The following is a 20,754-nucleotide window of genomic DNA, read 5'->3' on the forward strand; positions in this document are numbered from 1 at the left end:
AGGCGAAAAATGCCTTTAGAAGCCTATTTCGCAATCGCACACAGGTTGTTCGGGTTGTGAATAAAATATGAATAATTCAAACCGCATACAATTGGAACGATGGCGAAATAATTTCAGGACTCCACACCACATATGTTGAACCGAAATTGATTTATGCGGACCCACGAAAGCAGAGCTGGTGCGGAGAGACCGCACTGGGGGTCGTATGTTGAAGCCATACAGCTTGATGGCGGTTCTGTTGATGCTCTCACTCTCAGCGATGGGGGCAGAGCATTCTGTCGGCGCTGGAAAGGACGACTGGTGGGTATCGTATCCTGATGATAATACAAATGCAGGCGGCTCCGTGAACCATCCAGAGTGGGTTCTGAATGCCCTGAAGGATAAACCGGTTCTGATTTTCGTGCATCTGAACTGCGATTACTGTGCACCACAGAAGGAGGCTGTTGATAAAGTGATGCAGGATTACTCCGGGGATGTGACGCTCTTCGATCTCTCTGGAGATTCGGATGCGCGTGCCATTGATGCTATAGTCTACGACCCGGACGGCGGAAAGGCCCTCGTGCCGCTCACAGTGGTTATCACCCTGGTGAATGATAATGGCGATGTGAAGGTCGGATGGCACAGCTCTGAGGACATCACCGGAGAGGACTGGATCAGATCGTACCTGGACGATGCGATCGCTCTTTACAGGGAGAACAGAGACGGATGGGCTGGGGCCTGATGAGGTCGATTCTTTTTTTAATGATCCTGCTGATCTGCTCTTCCTTCGTTGCTGAGGCTGCACCGGAGAGCCTACCTGGACCATCTCTCCTGTACATCACAAACATAGAGAGCCCGATATGCAGGGAGTGCGAGGAGGTCCTCTCCGCACAGACCGCTGAGATCGCGAGGCTCGCGGCTGAGCATACTGATGCGGATATTCTCACGATAAACATACGTAAAAACCCCTACTCTGCGAATGGCAGCTCTCTTGCCATCTCGTGGTGGGGGGTGAACGTGACATGGCCCTGGATTGAGGACTTCCAGCCGTATCCTGCAGCTGGACCGTACATGGACTACTGGTCCTCGGGCACGGGCTTCTCGAACCCGACGATAATAATATTGAATTCTGATGGCGATGCTGTCAAGGTCTATCGCGTCTACCAGATAGGCAGGGGGCTGATCGACGGCATCCAGAGCTCTGAGAAGCTCTATGCCGATCTGAAGAGCGCTGATGAGAATAGCCCGGGCTGGCTTTCGGCATCGAGCGCCGGGACCTCTGCCCTCGGCATGTTCGCGCTCGGGATAATGACATCGCTCTCGCCATGCTCTGTGGCTCTTCTTGCGGCTCTCTTCTCATACATTATCTCCAGAAAGAGGCGTGAGAGGAGCGCAGTTGATTACAGAGAGGGCTTGGCGATTGGTCTCTCGTTTACAATCGGCATGGCAGCAGTGTTTTTTGTGATCGGACTCTTCGTATCCCAGCTCGGCATCTTCATGCGCAGCTCCAGGTTCTTTGATCTCGCTGCTGGAGTGCTGCTGATCGTGCTGGGAATGAGCAGCATCATCCCCCTGGGCGAGATCGTGGGCTCGATCTTCATCTTTAAGAGATCTGGAAAGAGCTACCTGGAGCGCCTGATCAACATATCCATGAGGATATTCGAGCGATCATCGACCGTGGGCGCGTTCTTCCTCGGAGCATTCTTCTCTCTGGGCTGGGCCCCATGCGCGATATCTCTTGTGTTTCCGGTGATAATCTGGCTCATCTCACAGGACGTCTCGCCACTTGGAGGCGGGATCATGCTGTTCATCTTCGGTCTCGGACATGGGGTGCCTGTGATACCGATGGCAGCGCTCTCAAGGTCTGCTGCAGCAAAAATTGCAGACAGATACATATCAGCAGGCAGCTACATCACAAGGATCTTCGGGATTCTTGTTATGGTGCTTGGAGTGCTGTTCGCAGCAAGGTACTTTGGGTATGCTTTATGGTGATAGAAAGCAGCAGGGCACAAACACCGGCCTTCAGGCCAAAGAGGAGGTAATCCGGACATGATAGAGCTGCTCAGGAGCAGGAGAAGTATAAGGAGGTATAAGGCAAAGGATATCGAGCCTGAGAAGATCGAGATCTTAAAGGAAGCTGCTCTCAGATCGCCGACGTCACGGGGAATAAACCCGTGGAGGTTCTTCTTCATAAGAGACAGGAGGAAGCTTGAGGAGCTATCGCGGGCGAAGGAGAGCGGGTCGTTGTTTCTCCGGAACGCCCGTCTGGGGGTCGTGGTCTGCGCTAAAGAAAGCGAGTCTGATGTGTGGATAGAGGACTGCTCGATAGCGTCCATAATCCTGCATCTCACAGCCCACAGCCTTGGCCTTGGATCCTGCTGGATCCAGATAAGAAACAGGATGCATGATGCGCACAAGACCTCTGAGGAGTACGTGAGGGAGGTTCTCGGTCTTCCGGCGGATCTCCGTGTGGAGTCGATCATCGCCATCGGCTACCCTGACGAGATCAAGCCGTCTGTGCCGAAGGATGAGCTGGAGTACGGAAAGATAACATCAGACTGAAAAAGACCGCCTGAATGGTGCATGCGGGATGTATCCAGGTGTAATCGTATCGCTGAGTTCAGGGTATGCGATGTGGTATCATTCTGGCATTTGTGGCAGGTGAACGCCCCGATCTCGCGACCACAGAGCAGGCAGAAGGCCCCATACCACTGGAGGAGGCCACCTCAGATACCTTGATATAGCGGTTGCTGCTGGTTGATTAAGCCAATGAATATAATCGTACACTCCATCTGGCTGATGCTGCCTGCGTATGTGCCAAACAACTTCGCAGCGCTTTTCGGTGGTGGCACGCCTCTAGATCTGGGGATGAGCCTTCCAGACGGGCACCGTGTGTTTGGAAACGGAAAGACGGTTCGTGGCACGATCGCCGGAATCATCGGGGGAATCACCGTAGGTCTGCTTCAGAACAGCATCGCCGGAGTCTTTGGTCTTCCGGGCTTCGGCGATGGGATGAAGCTTTTTCTCGTTCTCTTCGGACTCTCAGCGGGATCGATGCTCGGCGATCTTGCAGCCAGCTTCATCAAGCGAAGGCTGGGGATGGAGCGAGGGGCATCATTCTTTCTCGTCGACCAGCTCGACTTTGTCATGGGCGCATGGGCTCTCACATTTCTGCTCGCTCCAGAGTGGTTCAATGCACAGTTCACCTCTCCGGTTATAATCCTCGTTCTTCTGATAACACCTGTTCTCCATCGCTTCGCAAATGTGATAGGCTACATGATCGGAGCGAAGAAGGAGCCATGGTGAGATCAAAAGATTGAATACATATCATGTCTCTCTGATCCTCAGGAGGTGAGATTGTGGCTGAGTACATGCGAGGTTTTGAGCAGAAGACCGTCCCGCCTATGGGCGAGGATTCCGGAAAGATGGCATATCTCCCGCTGATAGCCATCCTGGGTTTTGGTGTTTTCTCCCTGATAGTCGCATATCTGGTCAAGATGCTGGCCTCCTGAGACCGGCATCTTTAATATTCTCTGCTATGATGTGAAAAGCAATGCTCTGTATCGTGGGCTCCTAACACAGACAGATATCAGCTGACACACCATCCATAAATCATTGTGCCGTTCACGGTTGGTCCGTGATTCGGTCACATGACCGGCCGGTGGGTTGTGTACTATCATTGAGATCTACAGCGCTTCCATCTGTCCTCATTCATGAAATCACACGGTTAGGGCCGTAGATTTCAGCAGAATCATTCAGTGATGTGAGCATACAACCCCAGCCGGTGCACAAAACAAAATTTATGGTAATATGAATCTTAATTCTGATATGCAGCAATGGTTTTTGTTCGCGAAACCTTTATAAGCCTGGCTAAAGGATAAGACAGCGTTATTAGCCAAATTTGTCATAATGATTTGGCGAAAATGAATAGGAGGAGGAAAAATGGACGCATTGAGCATGGGGCTCGTCGCTGCTATGGGGGCCCTTGCGACCGTTGCTGGAGCCAGCGAGGATATCGAGTCGGATGTGGGCTCTCAGAGCAATCCGAACTCGCAGGTCCAGCTTGCTGCTCAGGTCGGAAACCCCCACAGGATATACAACAAGGCTATCTCAGGCGAGCCACCAGCGAACGCCCTTTGGGCTACAACCGCTGCTGTTGTGGCTTACACGCTGATAACAAAGTTCGCAATGCCTGCGCTCTTCGCAATAGCCATAGGCGCGTCGGTTGCAGCGCTCTTCAATGGAGTCTTCTCGACAAGCGCTTACTTTGGCAGGAACGCAAGCCAGCGCAGGTTCAACCAGTGGATCTATCTGGATATAGTGCGTTACACAACGACATCCATAATGGCACATGCATGGATAACAGCTTTCTGCATAACATGCATAGCATACATACAGACTCAGATTTTGACACCACACCATCCGTTCCCGATGCCTGTTATCGCTCTGATCTGGGGATTGACTGTCGGTGCGATCGGCTCTTCTGTTGGTGACATTCATTATGGAGGCGAGCGTGAGTTCCAGTGGAGGCTCTTCGGTCAGGGTCTCAACACGATGCTCTCAGGCCAGATTGTGAGAAAGGCCGAGGCTGGATTGAGGAACTCCATAGACAACGCATGGTTCTGCACAAAGCTCGGAGGGCCGCTCACAGGGCTTGCATTCGGCCTGACGGTCTTCCTGGACAACTGGCGCACCACAGTCTTCGACCCGGTGACGCAGGCCGGTCTGGCCATTGGTATGGGTCTCTTCTTCGTGATAATTATGAACCTGTATAACTTCTACGTTGAGACCTCGATAAGAAAGAAGTACGGCCCGTATCCAGGGTACAAGGGGGATATCGCAGCATGAACTTTGATGCTTTAACCATTGTGTACATTCTGGAGATCGTAGTGGGTGGGCTGCTTGTAGGCGTGGGCGTCCACTTCGTCCCTGTCGGCGGTGCGCCTGCAGCCATGGCACAGGCCACAGGAGTTGGCACGGGCACGGTTCAGCTGGCAGCTGGATCCGGCCTCACCGGATTGCTGGCAGCCGGTCTCATGATGTCTGTCACAGATAACATCTGGCCAATCCTGGCATCAGGAGCTGTCGGAGCAATGATAATGATGGATACCACGATGATGGCTGGTGGGTGGATCTACGCTTACGCGGTGGGCGCTCCGTTTGCGTCAGCCAAGGTAAACTACGATCCCATCACAGGATACTCACAGCCACCATATGTCGCCCCGGGAACTGTCGGACAGGGAATACCCACAGTCTGCTATGTGAGCGGCACGATCGGCGCGTTCATGGGCGGTCTCGGCGGCGCGATGATCTACTACCCGCTGATGATGACAAACCACAACCCATCCCTGAGCGCGCTCTTCGCGATCGGCATATTCCTGGTGAACGCGGTTCTGGCTTCATGGAACATCCAGGGAACGATCGAGGGGTTCCACGATCCGAAGTTCAAGAGATGGCCGAAGGCGTTCAGATCATGCCTGGTGGCCACCGTGATCCTGGCGCTTGTGGCTGTCACAATAACAGGAGGTGCATGAGATGACAGTAGGAGGGGGGGCAGGAGGAGCACCCTCTGCAATAGATGCCAAGAAGCTCAGAATCTACGGGATTGGTGGAGCTCTTGTGGGCATATACCTCGCAGCCATTCTCAACAGCGTTCTCGGTACAGACATATTCTCGATCCTTGCCGCAGCAGGGGCCGTCGCGGCTGCTGTCATGGGGGCGAATGCCGTAAGAAGGGTCTGCGGCTATGGTATCGGCACCGGTGTGCCATCGATAGGAATGCTTGCGCTGGGAATGGGCATAGTCGGTGCGTCGTTTGGCCTCTCGACTGCGGAGCAGCTGGGCGTATCAATGGCAGGCGTCATCATAGCGCTGGTCTATGCGATGATCTTCGGCTACATCGTGGGTGCGATCGCAAACAAGGTCATGGGCTTCAACATACCGATCATGGAGGAGGGTCTAACAGACCTCTCAGGCGCAGGCGCCATGGCGATAATCGGCTGGTCCTATGCGATCTCCGGATCGCTGGCATATGCAGACATGGTAGCTAAGGTCTTCAACACCGGATACCTTGCGATAGTATTCATCTGCGGCGGCCTTGCGATTCTCCATCCGTTCAACGCGAACCTCGGACCGGACGAGAAGCAGGACAGAACACTGGTGAACGGGCTGATGGTCGGCTCCCTCGCAGTCGTCGCAGTCGGTCTGTGTTCCCTTGCAACGCTCAGCACCACTGCAGCGATCATAACCATCGTGATCGGCGCGGCCGCATGGTACTACTTCTACGTCTGGTACTACAGGCTGGTCAAGAGGGATGCAGCGGCTGTTGTTGGAACAGGTCTGCTGCCGCCGAGCGCGCTATGAGGAGGCACAAAGATGGGATTCGTCAGAATATCTCCAGAACTGGGGCTGCTCTTCGATCCACTTAAGGGAGTGGTCGCCGAGCAGAGAGAGGATGTGGTTCTCTACACATTCGATCCGGTGATGGACAGGATTGAGAGGCTTGATGCGATCGCAGACGACCTGATGAACCAGCTGGTTCCGGATAACGAGCTGCTGGAGTCCTACAAGAACAGAGGAAAGACCTCTCTCATAGGCGGACTTTACACCAACGTCTGGGTCGGCTTCATCATAGGTCTTGTGATCTCGTTTGTAGTGCTGATCGGCATGGTCTTCAGCGATCCGGCGAAGCTTGAGATGCTCAGAAAGGCCATGGGAGGTGCATGATTATGGTGCTCAAGAAGAAACCAGCTGAGCCCTGGCCTGTGATCACCGGCGAGTATGAGGTCGGCAACCCGGAGAGCCCTGTGGCAGTCGTGACCTGCGGCTCTCACCTCAAGAACTCGGAGCTGATAGCCGCTGGTGCCGCTCTGGCCGGGCCGTGCAAGACCGAGAACATAGGCATAGAGAAGATGGTCGCCAACGTGATCTCCAACCCGAACATCAGGTACCTGCTGATCACAGGCATGGAGGTCAAGGGGCACATCACAGGCCAGGCGATAGAGGCATTCACTGCCAACGGAATAGATAAGGAGGGCAGGATCGTCGGGGCGAAGGGCGCAATTCCATTCATCCAGAACCTGACGCCTGAGGCGATAGAGCGGTGGAGGCAGCAGATCACCACGATCAACATGATCGACACAGAGGATATGGGCGCCATCACCGCGAAGATAAAGGAGCTCGTCGCCAAGGATCCAGGCGCCCTGGATGTCGAGCCGATGATCGTCGAGATCAAGGAGGCTGGCGCTGAGGAGGGCGAGGGTGGTCTCAGGCCGATGGCCGCGGAGGTAGTTGAGGTTCGTTCCAGGATACGGGCCATGGATATGGCCGTGACGAACAACGGCCTGCTCAACAAATTCCAGGCTGGAGTTTACGCGGGCAAGATAGAGGGGATCGTGCTTGGAATGACCCTGACCCTGGCCATATTCGGGCTTATACTCAAGATGGTAGGGGGGAGCTGAGATGGCAGGTGAGGAGATAGTTTACGGGCAGGGAACTCCGGCTGTTATAGAGCCTGCAATGCCCCTCTTCGATCAGGTCGTGGACGACATAAAGTACAAGGCGCAGCTCCTGGCCAGGGAGACGAAGCTGAGCTCTGGCGTCATCGCGGCGACCCCGCAGGGGTTCGCGATCGGCTTCTTCCTCGCCGTGGCCATGATGCTGGGGCCGTTCCTGCTGATGGGGGTGTGAGCATTGGCAGATGAGGCGAAGGATACAAAGCCGGTCGTCCCTGTTGCGGTGGTCGATCACGACCAGTACAGGGAGATAATGGCACGTCTCGATAAGATCGAGGAGAAGATCGAGTTCTACTCGGCTGAGAAGTTCCTGAGAGCCGGAAAGTCCGTGGGCAGGGATCTGGGCGTTGCCTACGGCGTCTGTGCTGGACTGATAATAATATTGGCGTACATACTCTTCATGTATGCCGGCAACTGGGTGAAGGTGATTTGAATGTTCAGGTTCGATAGAAAGCAGGAGGTCTTCGACTTCGGCAAGTTCAAGATCGGGGGTCAGCCTGGCGAGTACCCGACTTGCTGCATCGGCACTATGTTCTATGCCAGGCACAAGATAGTATCCGATCCGGAGCATGGAGTGTTTGATAAGAACGCGGCTGAGAAGCTCTGGAACCAGCAGGTTGAGATGAGTGAGATCACAGGGAACACCTGCATGAACCAGATCGTGGCAGAGACGAACGAGGCGATGCAGAAGGAGATCGACTGGTTTGTGGAGATCTCCGACTACCCGTTCCTCATCGATTCCTCTGCTCCAGAGGTGCGCGCCTTTGGTGTCAAGTACGCCACGGAGATCGGGGTCGCAGACAGGGCGATACACAACTCCATCAACGCCTCCATAACGGATGATGAGCTCCAGGCGCTGAAGGAGAGCGATCTGGATGCAGCGATAGTCCTGGCGTTCAATGCGATGGAGAAGGGCACGAAGGGCAAGATGGACATACTCACGAAGGCTGCAGGCGGCGCGAAGAAGGGGATGCTCGAGTACGCGAAGGACTGCGGCATAACGAGGATCCTCATAGACACAGCTGCGATGCCGCTGGGCGCCGGCTCCGGAGCCACATACAGGGCGTGCATCGCTGTCAAGGCGATGCTTGGCCTGCCGGTCGGAGGCGGCTTCCACAATGCTGCATCCGCATGGGACTGGATGAAGAAGTGGAAGAAGACACACAAGGAGGCATTCGCTCCTGTGGATATCGGCTCAAACCTCGTCGCCGGAATCGTGGGCGCTGACTTCTACCTCTACGGCCCGATCGAGAACGCGCCGATGATATTCCCGGCTGCGGCGATGGTCGACATCATGAAGGCCGAGTCGATACAGGAGCTCGGCCTCGAGGTGCTGGATCCGAACCACCCGATAAAGAAGACCCTGTAGGGCGTTCCTCCGCCCTGCTTTTATTTCCTTTTCAGGAGTTCTGTTTTGCCCAAAGTTTATATCTCTCTGTCATTTGACCGGGTTCGCTTCAAATGCCAGCGCTGCGGCGCGTGCTGCCACCACCGCAGGCCATCCGAGTTTTCGGAGCTGATACCGCCGGAGCAGGTGCAGAGATTCGTCGAGCGCTCGAATCTCATACATCTGAATGAGGATGAGATCTCAAGAATATCAAGAAGTTGTGGTCTCAGGCCTGAGGAGTTTGTGGATACGCTGCATCCCTATGACGGTAGGACAATCAGGGTCTCAGATGATGGTTCTAAGGTGATTCTGGATATACCTGTGCTGAAATCCAAGGAGGATACGACCTGCGTCTTTTACGACAACGGCTGCAGGATATACCCTCACAGGCCCAGGGCGTGCAGGCTCTTTCCCTTTCGCATATCCGAGCGGGAGATCGCGGGGGATGTGATCCTGAGCATAGATTACAATCCAGGATGCCCGGGTATCGGAAGGGGGGATTATGCTGACACCAGAAAAATCGGGGAGCTTGCAGTGGAGATCTTCTCCAGACGCATGAGCGCTATTGTCCGCGAGACAAATGAGCTCATCGCATCGGGATCCATCAAGCCCGGTGCAGTGGTGTACAGAACCATGCCCGGCGGACCCCGGACCAGCTGACCGATGGATGCAGCATACGTGCGTGTTCATCGATCTTTTTTAGAATTTTGAATCTTTTTGATCGGATAAATGCCCCTGAAATAGAACGCCCCTCAAAAAACGTAGATTTTATAAAGGAGAAGATTTACTACAGTGGAAATATCTGGGCGGATATTGTGGGGATATCCGCAAGGTGGGGATTCATCTTGTCCATGATCATGCTTCTCTGTGTAAAGGAGGTATTACGTGGTAGATGAGGCCGGAGCCTTGTGTGCCATCGCAGGCTTCCTGGATGGTGATATTGAGGACCAGAGTGTGATCGAGAGGATCGCGCTGGAGGCAGATGGGCCCATATCATCGCTGGCAAAGGCGGTGCTGTCCTCCGATACATCCAGAGCATTATCACATCTGGATGAGATCGCAGAGCAGAGTTCGTCAACTGATCACAGACTCTGGTTTTTGCTGGGCATGATATCACAACATCTCGGTTCGCTCGAACGGGCGGTGAGCCATCTCTCAAGAGCTCTGGAGCTCGCATCAGGAGCAGATACAGTCAGAGTTCTCTCAAGACTCGGATCGATCTATGCGGATGTGGAGGACTGGGATCGGGCGATCTCTCTTTACACTGATGCCCTCGCGCATCTGGAAAGCGGAGATCCGGAGCGCGCTGGAGTTCTCATGAAACTCTCCAGGGCATACAGAGAGGCCAGAAGATGGGATGAGGCGCTGCAGTGCAGCACCGACGCGATAGATGCGTTCAGATCCACAGGAGACAGAAGCTCTGTCGCGAGGGCGCTCATGGAGGAGGCTGAGATCCGGAGGGAGATGGGGGATTTGGCATCTGCTGAGGATCTCTACAGGGCGTGCCTTGAGGAGTTCGAGCGGCTGGGGGAGATACAGCTCGTGTGCAGGTCTCTGGAGATGCTGGGTCGCATAGCCCAGATCCGCGGGGAGTCCAGGAGAGCAGAGGACCTTTTCGATATGGCCATGCACAGGTATGAGCACTGCCATGACGGATCCGGGGCATCGAGAACGGCGCTGCTTCTCGGAGACCTTCATGCGATCGAGGGCAGGTTCTCCAGCGCTGAGGAATGCTACCTGAAGGCGCTGAAGGGCTTTCGAGAGGTATCAGATAGAGAGAGCGTGGCGAGCACGCTTCTGAGCCTGGCAAGGCTCTACGGCTCGATGGATGAGTGGACAAGAGCTGTCGAGTGTTATCGCGAGGCTCTCGATATCCTGGAACAATCGCAGGATCTCGCCAAAGCCCTCAGGGAGATGGGGAACGCTTGCTACAGGTTGAGAGATTATGAGACGGCGCACAGTTGTTTCATGAGATCTCTCGAGCTCAGCGAGGCCCTCGGGGACAGAGATGGCATGGCTGCTTCACACACAGTCATGGGCCACATGCTCTCAGACCTCGGCGAGTGGGATGGCGCTGTGGAGCACTATGAGAGGGGTGCAGAACTCATGCGCGAGATGGGCGATCTGAGAGGCGCTGCAGCATGCACCTCGAACATAGCGAGCGTGTACCAGATGATGGGCGATCTGGAGAAGGCGCTGGATGTCTACCACGACGCGCTTCAGCTCCAGGAGCGGCTTGGCGACATGCAGGGTGCGTCGAAGACCCTGAACAACATGGGTCTGGTCTATCAGCACATGGGCGAGATCGGGGCAGCTGAGAGGCACTACATGCGCTGCCTGGAGCTGAAGGAGCAGCTCGGGGATGTACACGGCGCCGCGAACACCCACATCAACCTAGCGACCCTTTACGAGATCCAGAGGCGCTGGGATGATGCTGTGTCTCATTATCAGGAAGCTCTGGAGACGTTCGAGGCGATCGGCGATCGCAGGGGCATGGCCGCGGTGATGAACAACCTCGGAAACGTGTACGAGGAGAAGGGTGACATACTGCAGGCGATAAAGAGCTACAGGATGAGCATGGAGCTCGATGGTGGGGATGCCAGCATCGCGAAGATATCATGGAACCTTGGTGGTCTCTACCAGAGAATCGGGGATGCAGAGAGCGCAGAGAAGTGCTACAGGGCCAGCCTGGAGGCGTTTCAGAGGACTGGAGACGAGAGGGGTGCGGCATATGCCCTCATGGGTCTCGGCAGCATCGCGCTGGAGCGCGGCCTCTGGGATGATGCCCTGGATTGCTTTAAGAGGTGCATCGATCTCACTCTCGATGCTTCAGGGGCTCTGAGGGTGCTCAGCAGCATCGCATCTGTTTATGAGAGAAAGGGCATGTGGCAGGAGGCCCTTGCAGAGTACAGGAAGGTGCTCGAGAGGTTCAGGGGGATGGGGGATTCCCTCGGAGTTGCAGCGGTTCTGAGCACGATGGGCAACATCCTGGCGGAGCAGGGGCTCTGGGATGACGCCCTGGAGCACTACAAAGAGAGCCTCGAGATCTTCGAGAGGCTCGGCGATGGATACAGCACGGCAGTCACCACAAACAACATGGCAAATCTTTTTTACAGGAGAGGGGACTGGGACAGGGCTCTGATGCTGTACACAAAGGCGATGGAGCACTTCCAGCGTGTTGGGGACATGGAGAGCCATGGAGCCACGCTGAGCAACATCGCGAGCATACACTACAGGCGGGGCGAGTGGGAGCGGGCGATAGAGCTCTACCACAAGAGCCTCGAGATCTTCGAGGGGCTCGACGATTTCAGGGCTTCATCGATGGTGCTGAACAATCTTGGACTCCTGTATCACAGGAGGGGAGAGTGGTCGCTGGCAGTCGATCACTTCAGGCTTGCAGTGGAGTACGCGATGCGTGCAGGGGATCGCGAGGCTGCCGCGGAGTTCCAGGCGAACATAGACATGGTGAGATCATGCCGCGGAGAGTCATCTGTCGATATCGAGGGTTACCTCAAACGGCTGGAGGAGATCGAGAAGGCAGAGGATGTCGAGGCGGCTGCAGAGATGCACGGGATACTGGCAAATGCATACGCTGATGCATTCCACTGGGAGGAGGCGCTGGATCATTACCAGAAGAGCCTGGAGCTCTTCGAGCGCTCCGGCGACAGGTACAGCGCTGCTGAGACGATGTTCAACATGGCGCTCGTGTACAGAGACCGCGGTGAGTGGTCGATCGCTGAGGATCTTCTATCAAGAAGCATGAGCGAGTTCAGAGCGCTGAAGGCATCTCCCTGCTACAGCATGTCGCGTCTGAACCTCGGGCTATTGAAGGAGCTCAGGGGAGGAGATCCTGAGGAGGATATACTCTCCGCGATCGCCACTTTTGAGAGCATTGGCGCGGTGCCGGATCTCTGCGAGGCGTACCTCGCGATGGCCAGGGTGAAGCTCAACAGGGGGGAGATGAACGAGGCGCGCTTCTACCTCTCTGAGGCGGAGACGCTCATACTGAAGACAGGTTACGATTCAATGAGGATCAGGCTTCACATCGAGTGGGGTGATTTTTACCTGTCGCAGGCGCCCGCCGAGGCCAGGAGCTGCTACAGCAAGGCCCTTGCGCTTGCGAGAAAGATGGGGCTCACCAGGGATGAGGGCGTGGCGCTTCGCAGCCTCGGCGCAGCCTCTCTGAACTCCGGCGACTACGATGATGCAGAGGCTCACCTCCAGAAAGCACTGGAGCTCTTCAAATCCATCAACTCAATGTACGATCTCCTCTCAACATACGCGCTCATGGCGACGCTATACTTCAACAGGAAGGATCACTCCAGGGCGGTGGAGACAGCCCTGCTCCTGGAGAGGCAGGCGAGGAGGCTCGGCTACAGGGATCTCCAGATAAAGGCCCTCGAGATCATGGCCGGCTGCGAGCTGATGACCTCGAGAACAGACGCAGCTGTGAGCACATATCTGGAGGCTCTGAACCTGGCGCAGTCAGATGGGGTCTCGAGGAGACTGCTCTCAGAGCTGACCAGGAACATAGTCAGCAGCCTCCAGGAGATACTCAGGGAGAGGGCGAACCTCTCAGATATGTCTGCAATAAAAACAGTCGAGTGCCTGCTCGAGGCGCTCCGCGCGGGTCTGACCTGCAGGGTGGATTTCGCAGACGATATCGTGCTAGGAGGCGCATAGATCGATAGCCTCCTGCCATCTTCGTGGGTATGCGACTTCCTCTCCGGCCTGAGGGCCGGAGTTTGCACCCTGTTTATTCTCTATCATTCAGCTGCCCGGTCGGCCTGAGCTCCCTCACCCTCGACCTTCCATATCGCCTTTTTAATCACGCCGAGAAGGGTGTTCGCCTCCCTCTCAGTCAGCTCAGCTCTTCCGAAGATGCGGCGGAGCATCAGCACAACGTAGCGGATCTTGTGCTCCGGATAGTTTATGATCCTGAGGAGGTGATCCGTGCTCTCGTATATCCTCTCCAGCATATCCCTTCCGGCCAGCCTGACCTCCAGGGTGGAGTTGACCTGGCCGAGCTCGTAGAGGATCACGGTTGCCGCATGCGATAAATTCATGACGGGATAATCATCGCTAGTGGGTATCGAGACGAGCACATCAGAGATCATGAGCTCATCGTTTGTGAGCCCCCAGTCCTCCCTTCCAAGAAGGAGGGCCACGGTCCCGTCTTTGTCCTTAAGACGCTCGGCGAGCTCTGATGGTGTGAGAAATGGGACGCGGAGATGGAGCCTGAGATGGTGGTGATCCCTGCCGAGACGCTTTCCGGTCGTGCCCACGACGAGATTAACACCGTCAAGGGCATCCTCAAGGCGGTCCACGTGTTTGGCGGACTGCAGAATGTCCTTTGCATGAGCTGCCATTGCCATGCCAAACGAGCCGATCTCGCAGGGCCTGACGAGGACCAGGTCACTGAAGCCGAAGTTCTTCATCGACCTCGCCACCGCGCCCACGTTCCCCTCGTACCTGGGCTCTACGAGCACCACTCTCAGCTTCATCCGCAGTTGCGGATTCGTTTGAGCTCTTAAATCTAACTCATCCCTTTGATACCCCGAGGGGTATCATCTGTGCCACCTTCTTCGCAAGCCCCAGCGCATGCACGACCTCGACCACCTCGTGGCTGGGCTTGTAGACCTCCGGCGCCTCCTCTGCGAGCACGGCAGCCTCTGTCGCCATCACCTTGATCCCCTCCCGCTGGAGACTTGCCTTCACATCAGATCCTCTGTAGGTCTTCTTCGCTTGACTCCTGCTCATTATCCTGCCGGAGCCGTGGCATGCGCTGCCGAATGTGAGCTCCAGCGCCCTGTCCTGGCCACAGAGGACATACGAGGGGGTGCCCATGCTCCCGGGGATCAGGAGTGGCTGCCCGACATCCCTGTAGTCCTGGGGAACCTCCTTTCTGGACGGACCGAACGACCTGGTCGCGCCCTTCCTGTGGACGTACAGCCTTTCGAGCCTTCCATCAACCATGTGCTCCTCTATCTTGGCGACGTTGTGCGCCACATCATAGACGAGAGGCATCTCCACATCCCCGAAGTACTTCGCGAATACCTCCCTGGTCCAGTGGGCTATGATCTGCCTGTTCGCCCATGCGTAATTTGCGGCTGCTGCCATCGCCCCGAAGTAGTTCGTCGCCTCTGGAGTCCCTATGGGCGCGCATGCGAGCTGCTTGTCCGGAAGGTCTATGTTGTATTTCCTCACGGCCCTTGAGAGGACCTCGAGATGATCTGTGCAGATCTGATGCCCTGCGCCCCTGGACCCGCAGTGTATCATGACGGTGACCTGGCCCTTGAAGAGGCCAAAGCGCCTGGCGATGCGCTCATCGTATATCTCGCCCACGTACTGGACCTCAAGGAAGTGGTTTCCGCTTCCGAGCGTCCCGAACTGGGGCCTGCCGCGCTTTCTCGCCTTCGTGCTCACCTGCGCCGGATCAGCACCCTTCAGGCACCCGTTCTCCTCGCAGTGCTCCAGATCATCATCCGTGCCGTATCCCTGCTCCACGGCCCACCTCGCTCCAGCGATGAACGCTTCTGTGAGCTCGCTGTCTGATACATGGAGCCTGCTCGTGGCACCAACCCCCGAAGGTATCTCTTTGAAGAGGGCCTCGATGAGATCAGAGATCACGGGCCTGACCTCCTCAACAGTAAGGTCGGTGCGCAGGAGGCGCACGCCGCAGTTGATATCGAATCCGACACCTCCGGGGCTGATGACTCCGCCATCCTCCCGGAATGCTGCGACACCGCCTATCGGAAATCCGTATCCGAGGTGCGCATCCGGCATGGCCATTGAGTACTTCACTATTCCCGGCAGGGTGGCAACGTTCGCCACCTGCTCCACTGTTCCAGGCTCCACCATCTCCAGGAGAGACTCGGAGATGAATATCCTGCCCGGGACCCGCATCCCCTCCTTGTAGCCTATCGGCAGCTCGTAAATATTCTCATCTATCTTGTTGAGCATGCGATCACCCCTCAAACATCAAGCACAACCTGCATCATCCAGGGCCTCTCGGAATTCCCAGGCTGCACCTCGAACTGATGGAGCGTGACTGCCTTGATCTCGGTCTCGAATGAGTGCCTCTTCCTGTCTATATTCTCCCCAAGAACCCTGGCATTCATCCTCCACGCTCCATCATGGCTCAGTGATATATCAAAATCGCTGAAGACCGCGAGCTCCGCACTGAACAGAAAGAGAAGCTCGGAGAGCCATTTGTAGGCGAGGCTCTCCAGATCCTCGGCCTCGAGCTCGACCTCCCATACCCTCTCAGGCCTGACGGTCTCGGTATCCATCATGACGCTGAACATCGCCAGGGCTGCGTTTCTCAGCATCTCCTCCGGGCTGGATCCATAGGCCCTGAACTTGACATCCGCTGTGTGCTCCAGAAACTCGTATTGCATTTTCTGCCTCCAGAAACGCAGACCCTCTTGTGGAATCTGCCCTTAAATATCCTCCAGGCCCCTCGAGAGGCCGGCAGACCTCGCAAGCCGCAGCGCCTCCCTGTACTCGCTCAGCGTTATGCGCCTAGAGAGCTCGTCATACTGATCTGCTTTGTACTCAGGCCTGTACTGGTCCATGATGTTGATGTACGTGTTCCTCGAAAGCTCTGATATGAACCTCACAACCTCCGCTGTGCCCGCAAGGTTGTTCGGAAGGACCAGATGGCGCACAAGCAATCCTCTTACTGCGATCCCGTTCTCGATGACAAGATCTCCCACCTGACGGTGCATCTCCCTTATCGCGGCCTTCATGACCCCCACGTATCCGGGAGCATTGGAGTATCTGATTGCCATCTCGTCAGAGCCGTATTTTGCGTCAGGCATGTATATGTCCACGATGCCGTCGAGAAGGCGGAGCGTCTCCACGGAATCATACCCGCCGCTGTTGTACACCAGCGGTATGCTCAGACCCATCTCGCGTGCGATGACCAGAGCCTCAAGTATCTGCGGAACAACATGTGTTGGAGTGACGAGATTGACGTTGTGACAGCCTGTGAGCTGGAGATGCATCATTATGCCGGCGAGACGTTCTGCGGTGACCTCGACCCCCATATCGAGCTGGCTTATCTCGTAGTTCTGACAGAAGACGCATGCGAGGTTGCAGCCGGCGAAGAAGATGGTTCCCGAGCCGTGGTATCCGACGAGCGGCGGCTCCTCGCCGTAGTGTGGGCCCGCACTGCTCACCTTCGCCAGGCGGCCTGTCCTGCAGAACCCCAGCTCTCCTTCAGCTCGATTTACTCCACATCTCCTGGGGCATATATCGCAGTGCTCGAGCCTGCGGATCGCCTCCTCTGCCCTGGACTGAAGCTCCTCTGGAGTCATGCGGTTGTAGGCTGCCAAGTATATCACTTATTTCAGTGTGGGAATATTCAGCGATCAAGCTTTCGGTGGTCAGTAAGGAAGCCAGATCCGCATTTGCAGGCTGGTACCCCTTGTGCCGGTCCTGAAGACCGGAGTTTGCATCTGTCAACGAGATCGTATTTGTGGTCAAAGAACCATGATTGATTTTACGCATCGCACCTGAAGGCGTCAGATGAATTCTCCAAAGGTTTTAATGTCTCCCATGTATACGCGGAAACCATGAATATCTCCCGTCGTCTCTTCAAGCCAAAACCGAGGATAGCTGAAAGCCCACCGGTGAAGCTGCTGGAGCTCAGGAGCAAGCCGTACTACCTTGTGGCATCTGTGGAGGTGGGGAATACAACCACAAAATCGATACTCACAGCCACAGATATGGACACAGGCAAGACGCAGATAGTCAACAAGACCGTCCGCATGACAAGGGATGTCAGGCCGCCGAAGCCTGGCGAGGAGATATTCGGCAGGACCATATGCGGCACACCACTCACAAAGGAATCGATCGCGGAGCTCGTCAAGGATACACTGCTAGAGAGCCATCGGGCAGCCGGCCTTATGATAGAAAGAGATCTCAACTTCGTTGTGAGGTCCACAGGGGTCGTCGCCGAGTTCGACTCACCCGAGGAGGTCGGCATATTCATCCAGGCGCTGGCGCAGGGGTGTCTCGATGCTGGCGTGCCCCCCAGACTGATGACCCCTGCGATGTCCATACACAACATCCCTGAGAGGTTCCGCAGGTACTCGCTCATAGATAAGATCGTATTCAACGGTCCCGTGGCATCGGTCTGGCCGCCGATGGGCGCGACCGGGGTCGAGATCGTGGCGAACGAGATGGAGGGCGAGCTCGCGACCGCTGGAATAAAGCAGGGCGCAAAGTGGACAGACGTCGACTTCAGGAACCCATGCCTAGCAATGGACTTCGGCACGACACTGGATGGGAGGATAACCAGCGAGGAGATCCCATACGCGAGGACGATAGGCAACTTCTGCGGCATTGCAGGCGCGATACCGGATGCTGTGGTCAGGGGGACGGGTCTTGTTGACCCGACCACAGGCACAGCTCTCGATCTATTTAAAGATAAGAACTCGGGCGTGAACAAGAAGGCAAGGCTCTACGCAGAGGAGATAGATCATCTCATAAAAGTGGAGCGTGTGCCCGTCGGAGTGAAGCGGTACGGCTACGTCCCCCTCGATGCCGTGGCAGCTCAGAAGCTTGGAGTCGTGCTGATAGGCTGCGACTGCGGCGAGAACGGCTCGAAGCTGAACAAGCTATCTGAGATCGGGGGAGAGATATACAGGAGAGATGGCTTGAAGATGCTCTCTGCCACACTCGATCTTGTGAGCGCGAAGATCGCCAGGAGGCTCGTCGAGGTCGCGATCGAGGAGGGGCTTGTCACAAAGAGGACTGCCATAGGCGTCACAGGGAGGGCCGGGATATCGGGGAACAAGCCGGAGCTCATTCTGGAGGAGATCGGCAGACTGGGTCTGTATGATGAGCCGGAGAAGAATATTGTTTTCGTCGACGACGGGCTCGCACGCGGCGCCGCTGTCATGGCGAGGTGCATGAACTCAATGGGCACACCAAAGAACCCAATGGGCGGCATAAGGGGAGGCAGATGCATACTCAAGGAGAGGATTGAGTACGAGAAGAGCAAGCTCCCGACAGCAGGCATACCGCAGGTTGACAGGAGAAATGTTGTTAGCGATTATGTCGCGGAGGGCCATCTGAGAAGATGAGGCTCAAGCTGAGAGAGGGCTCGGAGGTACCTGTATCTGTGATTTCGGTGGAATCACGCGAGAGGTACCTGTGGATATCCATGGAGAGGATACCGGAGGACCGGTTCCCTCCGTGCATGAAAAACATGCTCCTCAGAGGATCCGAGGAGGGGGGCAACAGAGCAGGAGCTGTTCTTGCCTCCTTCCTCGGCCAGGCCGGCTGGCGCGAGGGCGATGCCCTGAAGCTCTGGATGATCTTTGCCGAGAGAGCAGGCCTGAGCGAATCCCTTTTCAGGAAGTGGTTCGCCAGGATGCACTGTCCCTCGTGCCGCACGATAAAGAGCAAGGCTAAGGGCTACCCTGATCTGGGGCTCAGCGGGCTGAGCTACTGCGAGCCTGACGATCGATGCAGGGAGATATCATGGCCTGTCGCATATGCTCTCGAGGATACAGACTGGGGCTGGCTCAAACCCCTGGGCAGAAGGAACAGGGTGCGCGTCTACAACTGGATCACAGCCCGGGAGGAGGAGCTGGAGGTATCGGATGATCTGAGGGCTGAGATCGAGAGGATCCTCGCAGAGGCCGGATCTGAGCAGCAGATCTTTGCTACCAAGGCCAGAGAGGGCGGAAGGCTCAGAATCAGGTTTCTCGTGAGGGACTCGGAGCTGAGGAAGAACGTGCTCTCAGACCTCCTCTGAAATGGGTTTTCTCAAAAAGGTTTATCTTCTAGGAGCGCTTTTGCCAACCACGCCTGGGATGTGACCTGCAGGTTGAACCAGGCTGAGGTGAACAGATTGAGGTCTTTCTACGGATACATAAGAGATGCCTGGAACTCTCCCGCGAAGAGCTATGTGGGACGGCTCAGAGCGCAGAGGATGATAGCCTGGCGGCGTGAGATGAGCGTTCAGAGAATTGAGCGGCCGACGAGGCTCGACAGGGCCAGGGCGCTTGGATACAAGGCGAAGCAGGGTATAGTGCTGGCCAGGGTGAGGGTGAGAAGGGGTGCCCTGAGGAAGTCCAGGTATGTCAGGAACAGAAGGACTAAGCACATGGCCATGCACAGGCAGAACCCGGGAAAGAGCCTCCAGAGGATCGCGGAGGAGAGGGCATCAAGACGCTTCAGAAACATGGAGGTCCTGAACTCGTACTGGGTTGGGCAGGACGGCAGGCACAAGTGGTTTGAGGTCATACTGGTCGATCCGCATCATCCGGCCATAAAGAGCGACAAGGATCTCAGCTGGATCTGCGGCGGCTCTCACAGAGGCAGGGCCGAGAGGGGCAAGACCAGCGCAGGCAAGAAGGGACGCGGTCTGCGCAGGAAGGGATTCGGGACGGAGAAGACCCGCCCCAGCATAAGGGCTCATCACGGTAGGGGTAAGTGATCCACAGAGTTCACTTCAGAGCTTTCGTGTCGGTTACTGAGGATGAGGAGAGGGTCAGGAGAGCCCTCTCGATCTTCGTCCCCCTCGAGTACATCAGGTCATCCAGGGCCACAGGCTACTACGGAAACCCGATAACCATTCTGGAGGCAGAGCTCCGGAGGAAGGAGGGGCTGGAGTTCATTCGCATGCTCAGGGAGCAGCTCTCCGCCGGAGATATCACCAGGCTGCGCAGGGAGATCCCTGAGAGGGTTGATGAGGACTGCAAGCTGCACCTCCGTCTGGACAAACAGGCAGCGTACAGGGGCATGATCAGACTCTCCGACGCCGGCGACGCTATAGATGTGTCTGTGCATGTAGCAACATATCCATCCAGGTATGAGGAGGCTGTGAGGCTGCTCAGGGAGATCTTCTGAGGGATT

General features: G+C 56.1%; 23 protein-coding genes. 19 read left to right on the forward strand and 4 right to left on the reverse strand.

The window, feature by feature from the left end; all coding sequences use genetic code 11:
• Window positions 1-205: 205 nt before the first annotated feature.
• The 15 genes from QFX31_RS03525 to QFX31_RS03595 all read left to right on the forward strand — a co-directional run bounded on the left by QFX31_RS03525 (window position 206) and on the right by QFX31_RS03595 (window position 13,563).
• A complete protein-coding gene (locus tag QFX31_RS03525) occupies window positions 206-721 on the forward strand; it encodes a thioredoxin family protein (RefSeq protein WP_348530752.1) in 516 nt (171 codons plus the stop codon).
• 20 nt (window positions 722-741) lie between these two features.
• A complete protein-coding gene (locus QFX31_RS03530; protein WP_348530753.1) occupies window positions 742-1,971 on the forward strand; it encodes a cytochrome c biogenesis CcdA family protein in 1,230 nt (409 codons plus the stop codon).
• A gap of 57 nt (window positions 1,972-2,028) precedes the next feature.
• Window positions 2,029-2,541, forward strand: a complete 513-nt coding sequence (locus QFX31_RS03535; RefSeq protein WP_348530754.1) for a nitroreductase family protein — start codon at window positions 2,029-2,031, stop codon at window positions 2,539-2,541.
• Between the two features lie 207 nt (window positions 2,542-2,748).
• The gene (locus QFX31_RS03540; RefSeq protein ID WP_348530755.1) at window positions 2,749-3,285 is read left to right on the forward strand and encodes a CDP-2,3-bis-(O-geranylgeranyl)-sn-glycerol synthase; all 537 of its coding nucleotides are present in this window, start codon (window positions 2,749-2,751) and stop codon (window positions 3,283-3,285) included.
• A 53-nt stretch (window positions 3,286-3,338) separates the two neighbouring features.
• Complete coding sequence (locus tag QFX31_RS03545; RefSeq protein WP_348530756.1) at window positions 3,339-3,491, forward strand: hypothetical protein; 153 nt, start codon at window positions 3,339-3,341, stop codon at window positions 3,489-3,491.
• A 430-nt stretch (window positions 3,492-3,921) separates the two neighbouring features.
• Window positions 3,922-4,827 (forward strand): tetrahydromethanopterin S-methyltransferase subunit E, encoded by a 906-nt coding sequence (gene mtrE / locus QFX31_RS03550; RefSeq protein WP_348530757.1) that lies wholly within the window; start codon window positions 3,922-3,924, stop codon window positions 4,825-4,827.
• Entirely contained in the window at window positions 4,824-5,513 is a 690-nt protein-coding gene (mtrD, locus tag QFX31_RS03555; RefSeq protein ID WP_348530758.1) for a tetrahydromethanopterin S-methyltransferase subunit D, read from the forward strand. The genes mtrE and mtrD overlap by 4 nt, the downstream gene beginning before the upstream one ends.
• Window position 5,514: 1 nt before the next feature.
• The gene (gene mtrC / locus QFX31_RS03560; RefSeq protein ID WP_348530759.1) at window positions 5,515-6,342 is read left to right on the forward strand and encodes a tetrahydromethanopterin S-methyltransferase subunit C; all 828 of its coding nucleotides are present in this window, start codon (window positions 5,515-5,517) and stop codon (window positions 6,340-6,342) included.
• A gap of 12 nt (window positions 6,343-6,354) precedes the next feature.
• Window positions 6,355-6,705, forward strand: a complete 351-nt coding sequence (locus tag QFX31_RS03565) for a tetrahydromethanopterin S-methyltransferase subunit B (RefSeq protein WP_348530760.1) — start codon at window positions 6,355-6,357, stop codon at window positions 6,703-6,705.
• Between the two features lie 2 nt (window positions 6,706-6,707).
• Window positions 6,708-7,439, forward strand: a complete 732-nt coding sequence (mtrA, locus tag QFX31_RS03570) for a tetrahydromethanopterin S-methyltransferase subunit A (RefSeq protein ID WP_324303748.1) — start codon at window positions 6,708-6,710, stop codon at window positions 7,437-7,439.
• Between the two features lies 1 nt (window position 7,440).
• Window positions 7,441-7,668 (forward strand): tetrahydromethanopterin S-methyltransferase subunit F, encoded by a 228-nt coding sequence (locus QFX31_RS03575; RefSeq protein WP_348530761.1) that lies wholly within the window; start codon window positions 7,441-7,443, stop codon window positions 7,666-7,668.
• 3 nt (window positions 7,669-7,671) lie between these two features.
• On the forward strand, window positions 7,672-7,926 hold the full coding sequence (gene mtrG / locus QFX31_RS03580; protein ID WP_297758058.1) for a tetrahydromethanopterin S-methyltransferase subunit G: 255 nt from the start codon (window positions 7,672-7,674) through the stop codon (window positions 7,924-7,926).
• Window positions 7,927-8,862: a tetrahydromethanopterin S-methyltransferase subunit H gene (gene mtrH / locus QFX31_RS03585; RefSeq protein ID WP_348530762.1), complete on the forward strand. Its 936-nt coding sequence runs from the start codon at window positions 7,927-7,929 to the stop codon at window positions 8,860-8,862.
• Between the two features lie 45 nt (window positions 8,863-8,907).
• Window positions 8,908-9,540, forward strand: coding sequence for a YkgJ family cysteine cluster protein (locus QFX31_RS03590; protein WP_348530763.1), 633 nt, complete (start codon window positions 8,908-8,910; stop codon window positions 9,538-9,540).
• Window positions 9,541-9,765: 225 nt separating this feature from the next.
• Window positions 9,766-13,563, forward strand: a complete 3,798-nt coding sequence (locus tag QFX31_RS03595; RefSeq protein ID WP_348530764.1) for a tetratricopeptide repeat protein — start codon at window positions 9,766-9,768, stop codon at window positions 13,561-13,563.
• An 83-nt stretch (window positions 13,564-13,646) separates the two neighbouring features.
• On the opposite strand, the gene QFX31_RS03600 is transcribed toward QFX31_RS03595, so the two are convergent.
• The 4 genes from QFX31_RS03600 to QFX31_RS03615 are packed head-to-tail and all read right to left on the reverse strand — an operon-like array spanning window position 13,647 to window position 17,219.
• A complete protein-coding gene (locus tag QFX31_RS03600; RefSeq protein WP_348530765.1) occupies window positions 13,647-14,384 on the reverse strand; it encodes an RNA methyltransferase in 738 nt (245 codons plus the stop codon).
• 37 nt (window positions 14,385-14,421) lie between these two features.
• Window positions 14,422-15,843 carry an RtcB family protein gene (locus QFX31_RS03605; RefSeq protein WP_348530766.1) on the reverse strand — a complete coding sequence of 474 codons (1,422 nt, stop codon included), beginning with the start codon at window positions 15,841-15,843 and terminating at the stop codon, window positions 14,422-14,424.
• Window positions 15,844-15,854: 11 nt separating this feature from the next.
• Window positions 15,855-16,280 carry an archease gene (locus QFX31_RS03610; RefSeq protein ID WP_348530767.1) on the reverse strand — a complete coding sequence of 142 codons (426 nt, stop codon included), beginning with the start codon at window positions 16,278-16,280 and terminating at the stop codon, window positions 15,855-15,857.
• 42 nt (window positions 16,281-16,322) lie between these two features.
• Complete coding sequence (locus tag QFX31_RS03615; RefSeq protein WP_348530845.1) at window positions 16,323-17,219, reverse strand: radical SAM protein; 897 nt, start codon at window positions 17,217-17,219, stop codon at window positions 16,323-16,325.
• A gap of 240 nt (window positions 17,220-17,459) precedes the next feature.
• On the opposite strand from QFX31_RS03615, the gene QFX31_RS03620 reads away from it, so the two are divergent.
• The 4 genes from QFX31_RS03620 to QFX31_RS03635 all read left to right on the forward strand — a co-directional run bounded on the left by QFX31_RS03620 (window position 17,460) and on the right by QFX31_RS03635 (window position 20,748).
• On the forward strand, window positions 17,460-18,974 hold the full coding sequence (locus tag QFX31_RS03620; RefSeq protein ID WP_348530768.1) for a methanogenesis marker 14 protein: 1,515 nt from the start codon (window positions 17,460-17,462) through the stop codon (window positions 18,972-18,974).
• Window positions 18,971-19,651, forward strand: a complete 681-nt coding sequence (locus tag QFX31_RS03625) for a hypothetical protein (protein ID WP_348530769.1) — start codon at window positions 18,971-18,973, stop codon at window positions 19,649-19,651. The genes QFX31_RS03620 and QFX31_RS03625 overlap by 4 nt, the downstream gene beginning before the upstream one ends.
• 96 nt (window positions 19,652-19,747) lie before the next feature.
• Entirely contained in the window at window positions 19,748-20,335 is a 588-nt protein-coding gene (locus QFX31_RS03630; RefSeq protein WP_348530846.1) for a 50S ribosomal protein L15e, read from the forward strand.
• Complete coding sequence (locus tag QFX31_RS03635; protein ID WP_348530770.1) at window positions 20,332-20,748, forward strand: RNA-binding domain-containing protein; 417 nt, start codon at window positions 20,332-20,334, stop codon at window positions 20,746-20,748. Before QFX31_RS03630 ends, QFX31_RS03635 begins: the two co-directional genes overlap by 4 nt.
• Window positions 20,749-20,754: the final 6 nt, after the last annotated feature.

This window comes from Methanothrix sp., assembly GCF_030055635.1.
GTDB lineage: Archaea > Halobacteriota > Methanosarcinia > Methanotrichales > Methanotrichaceae > Methanothrix_B.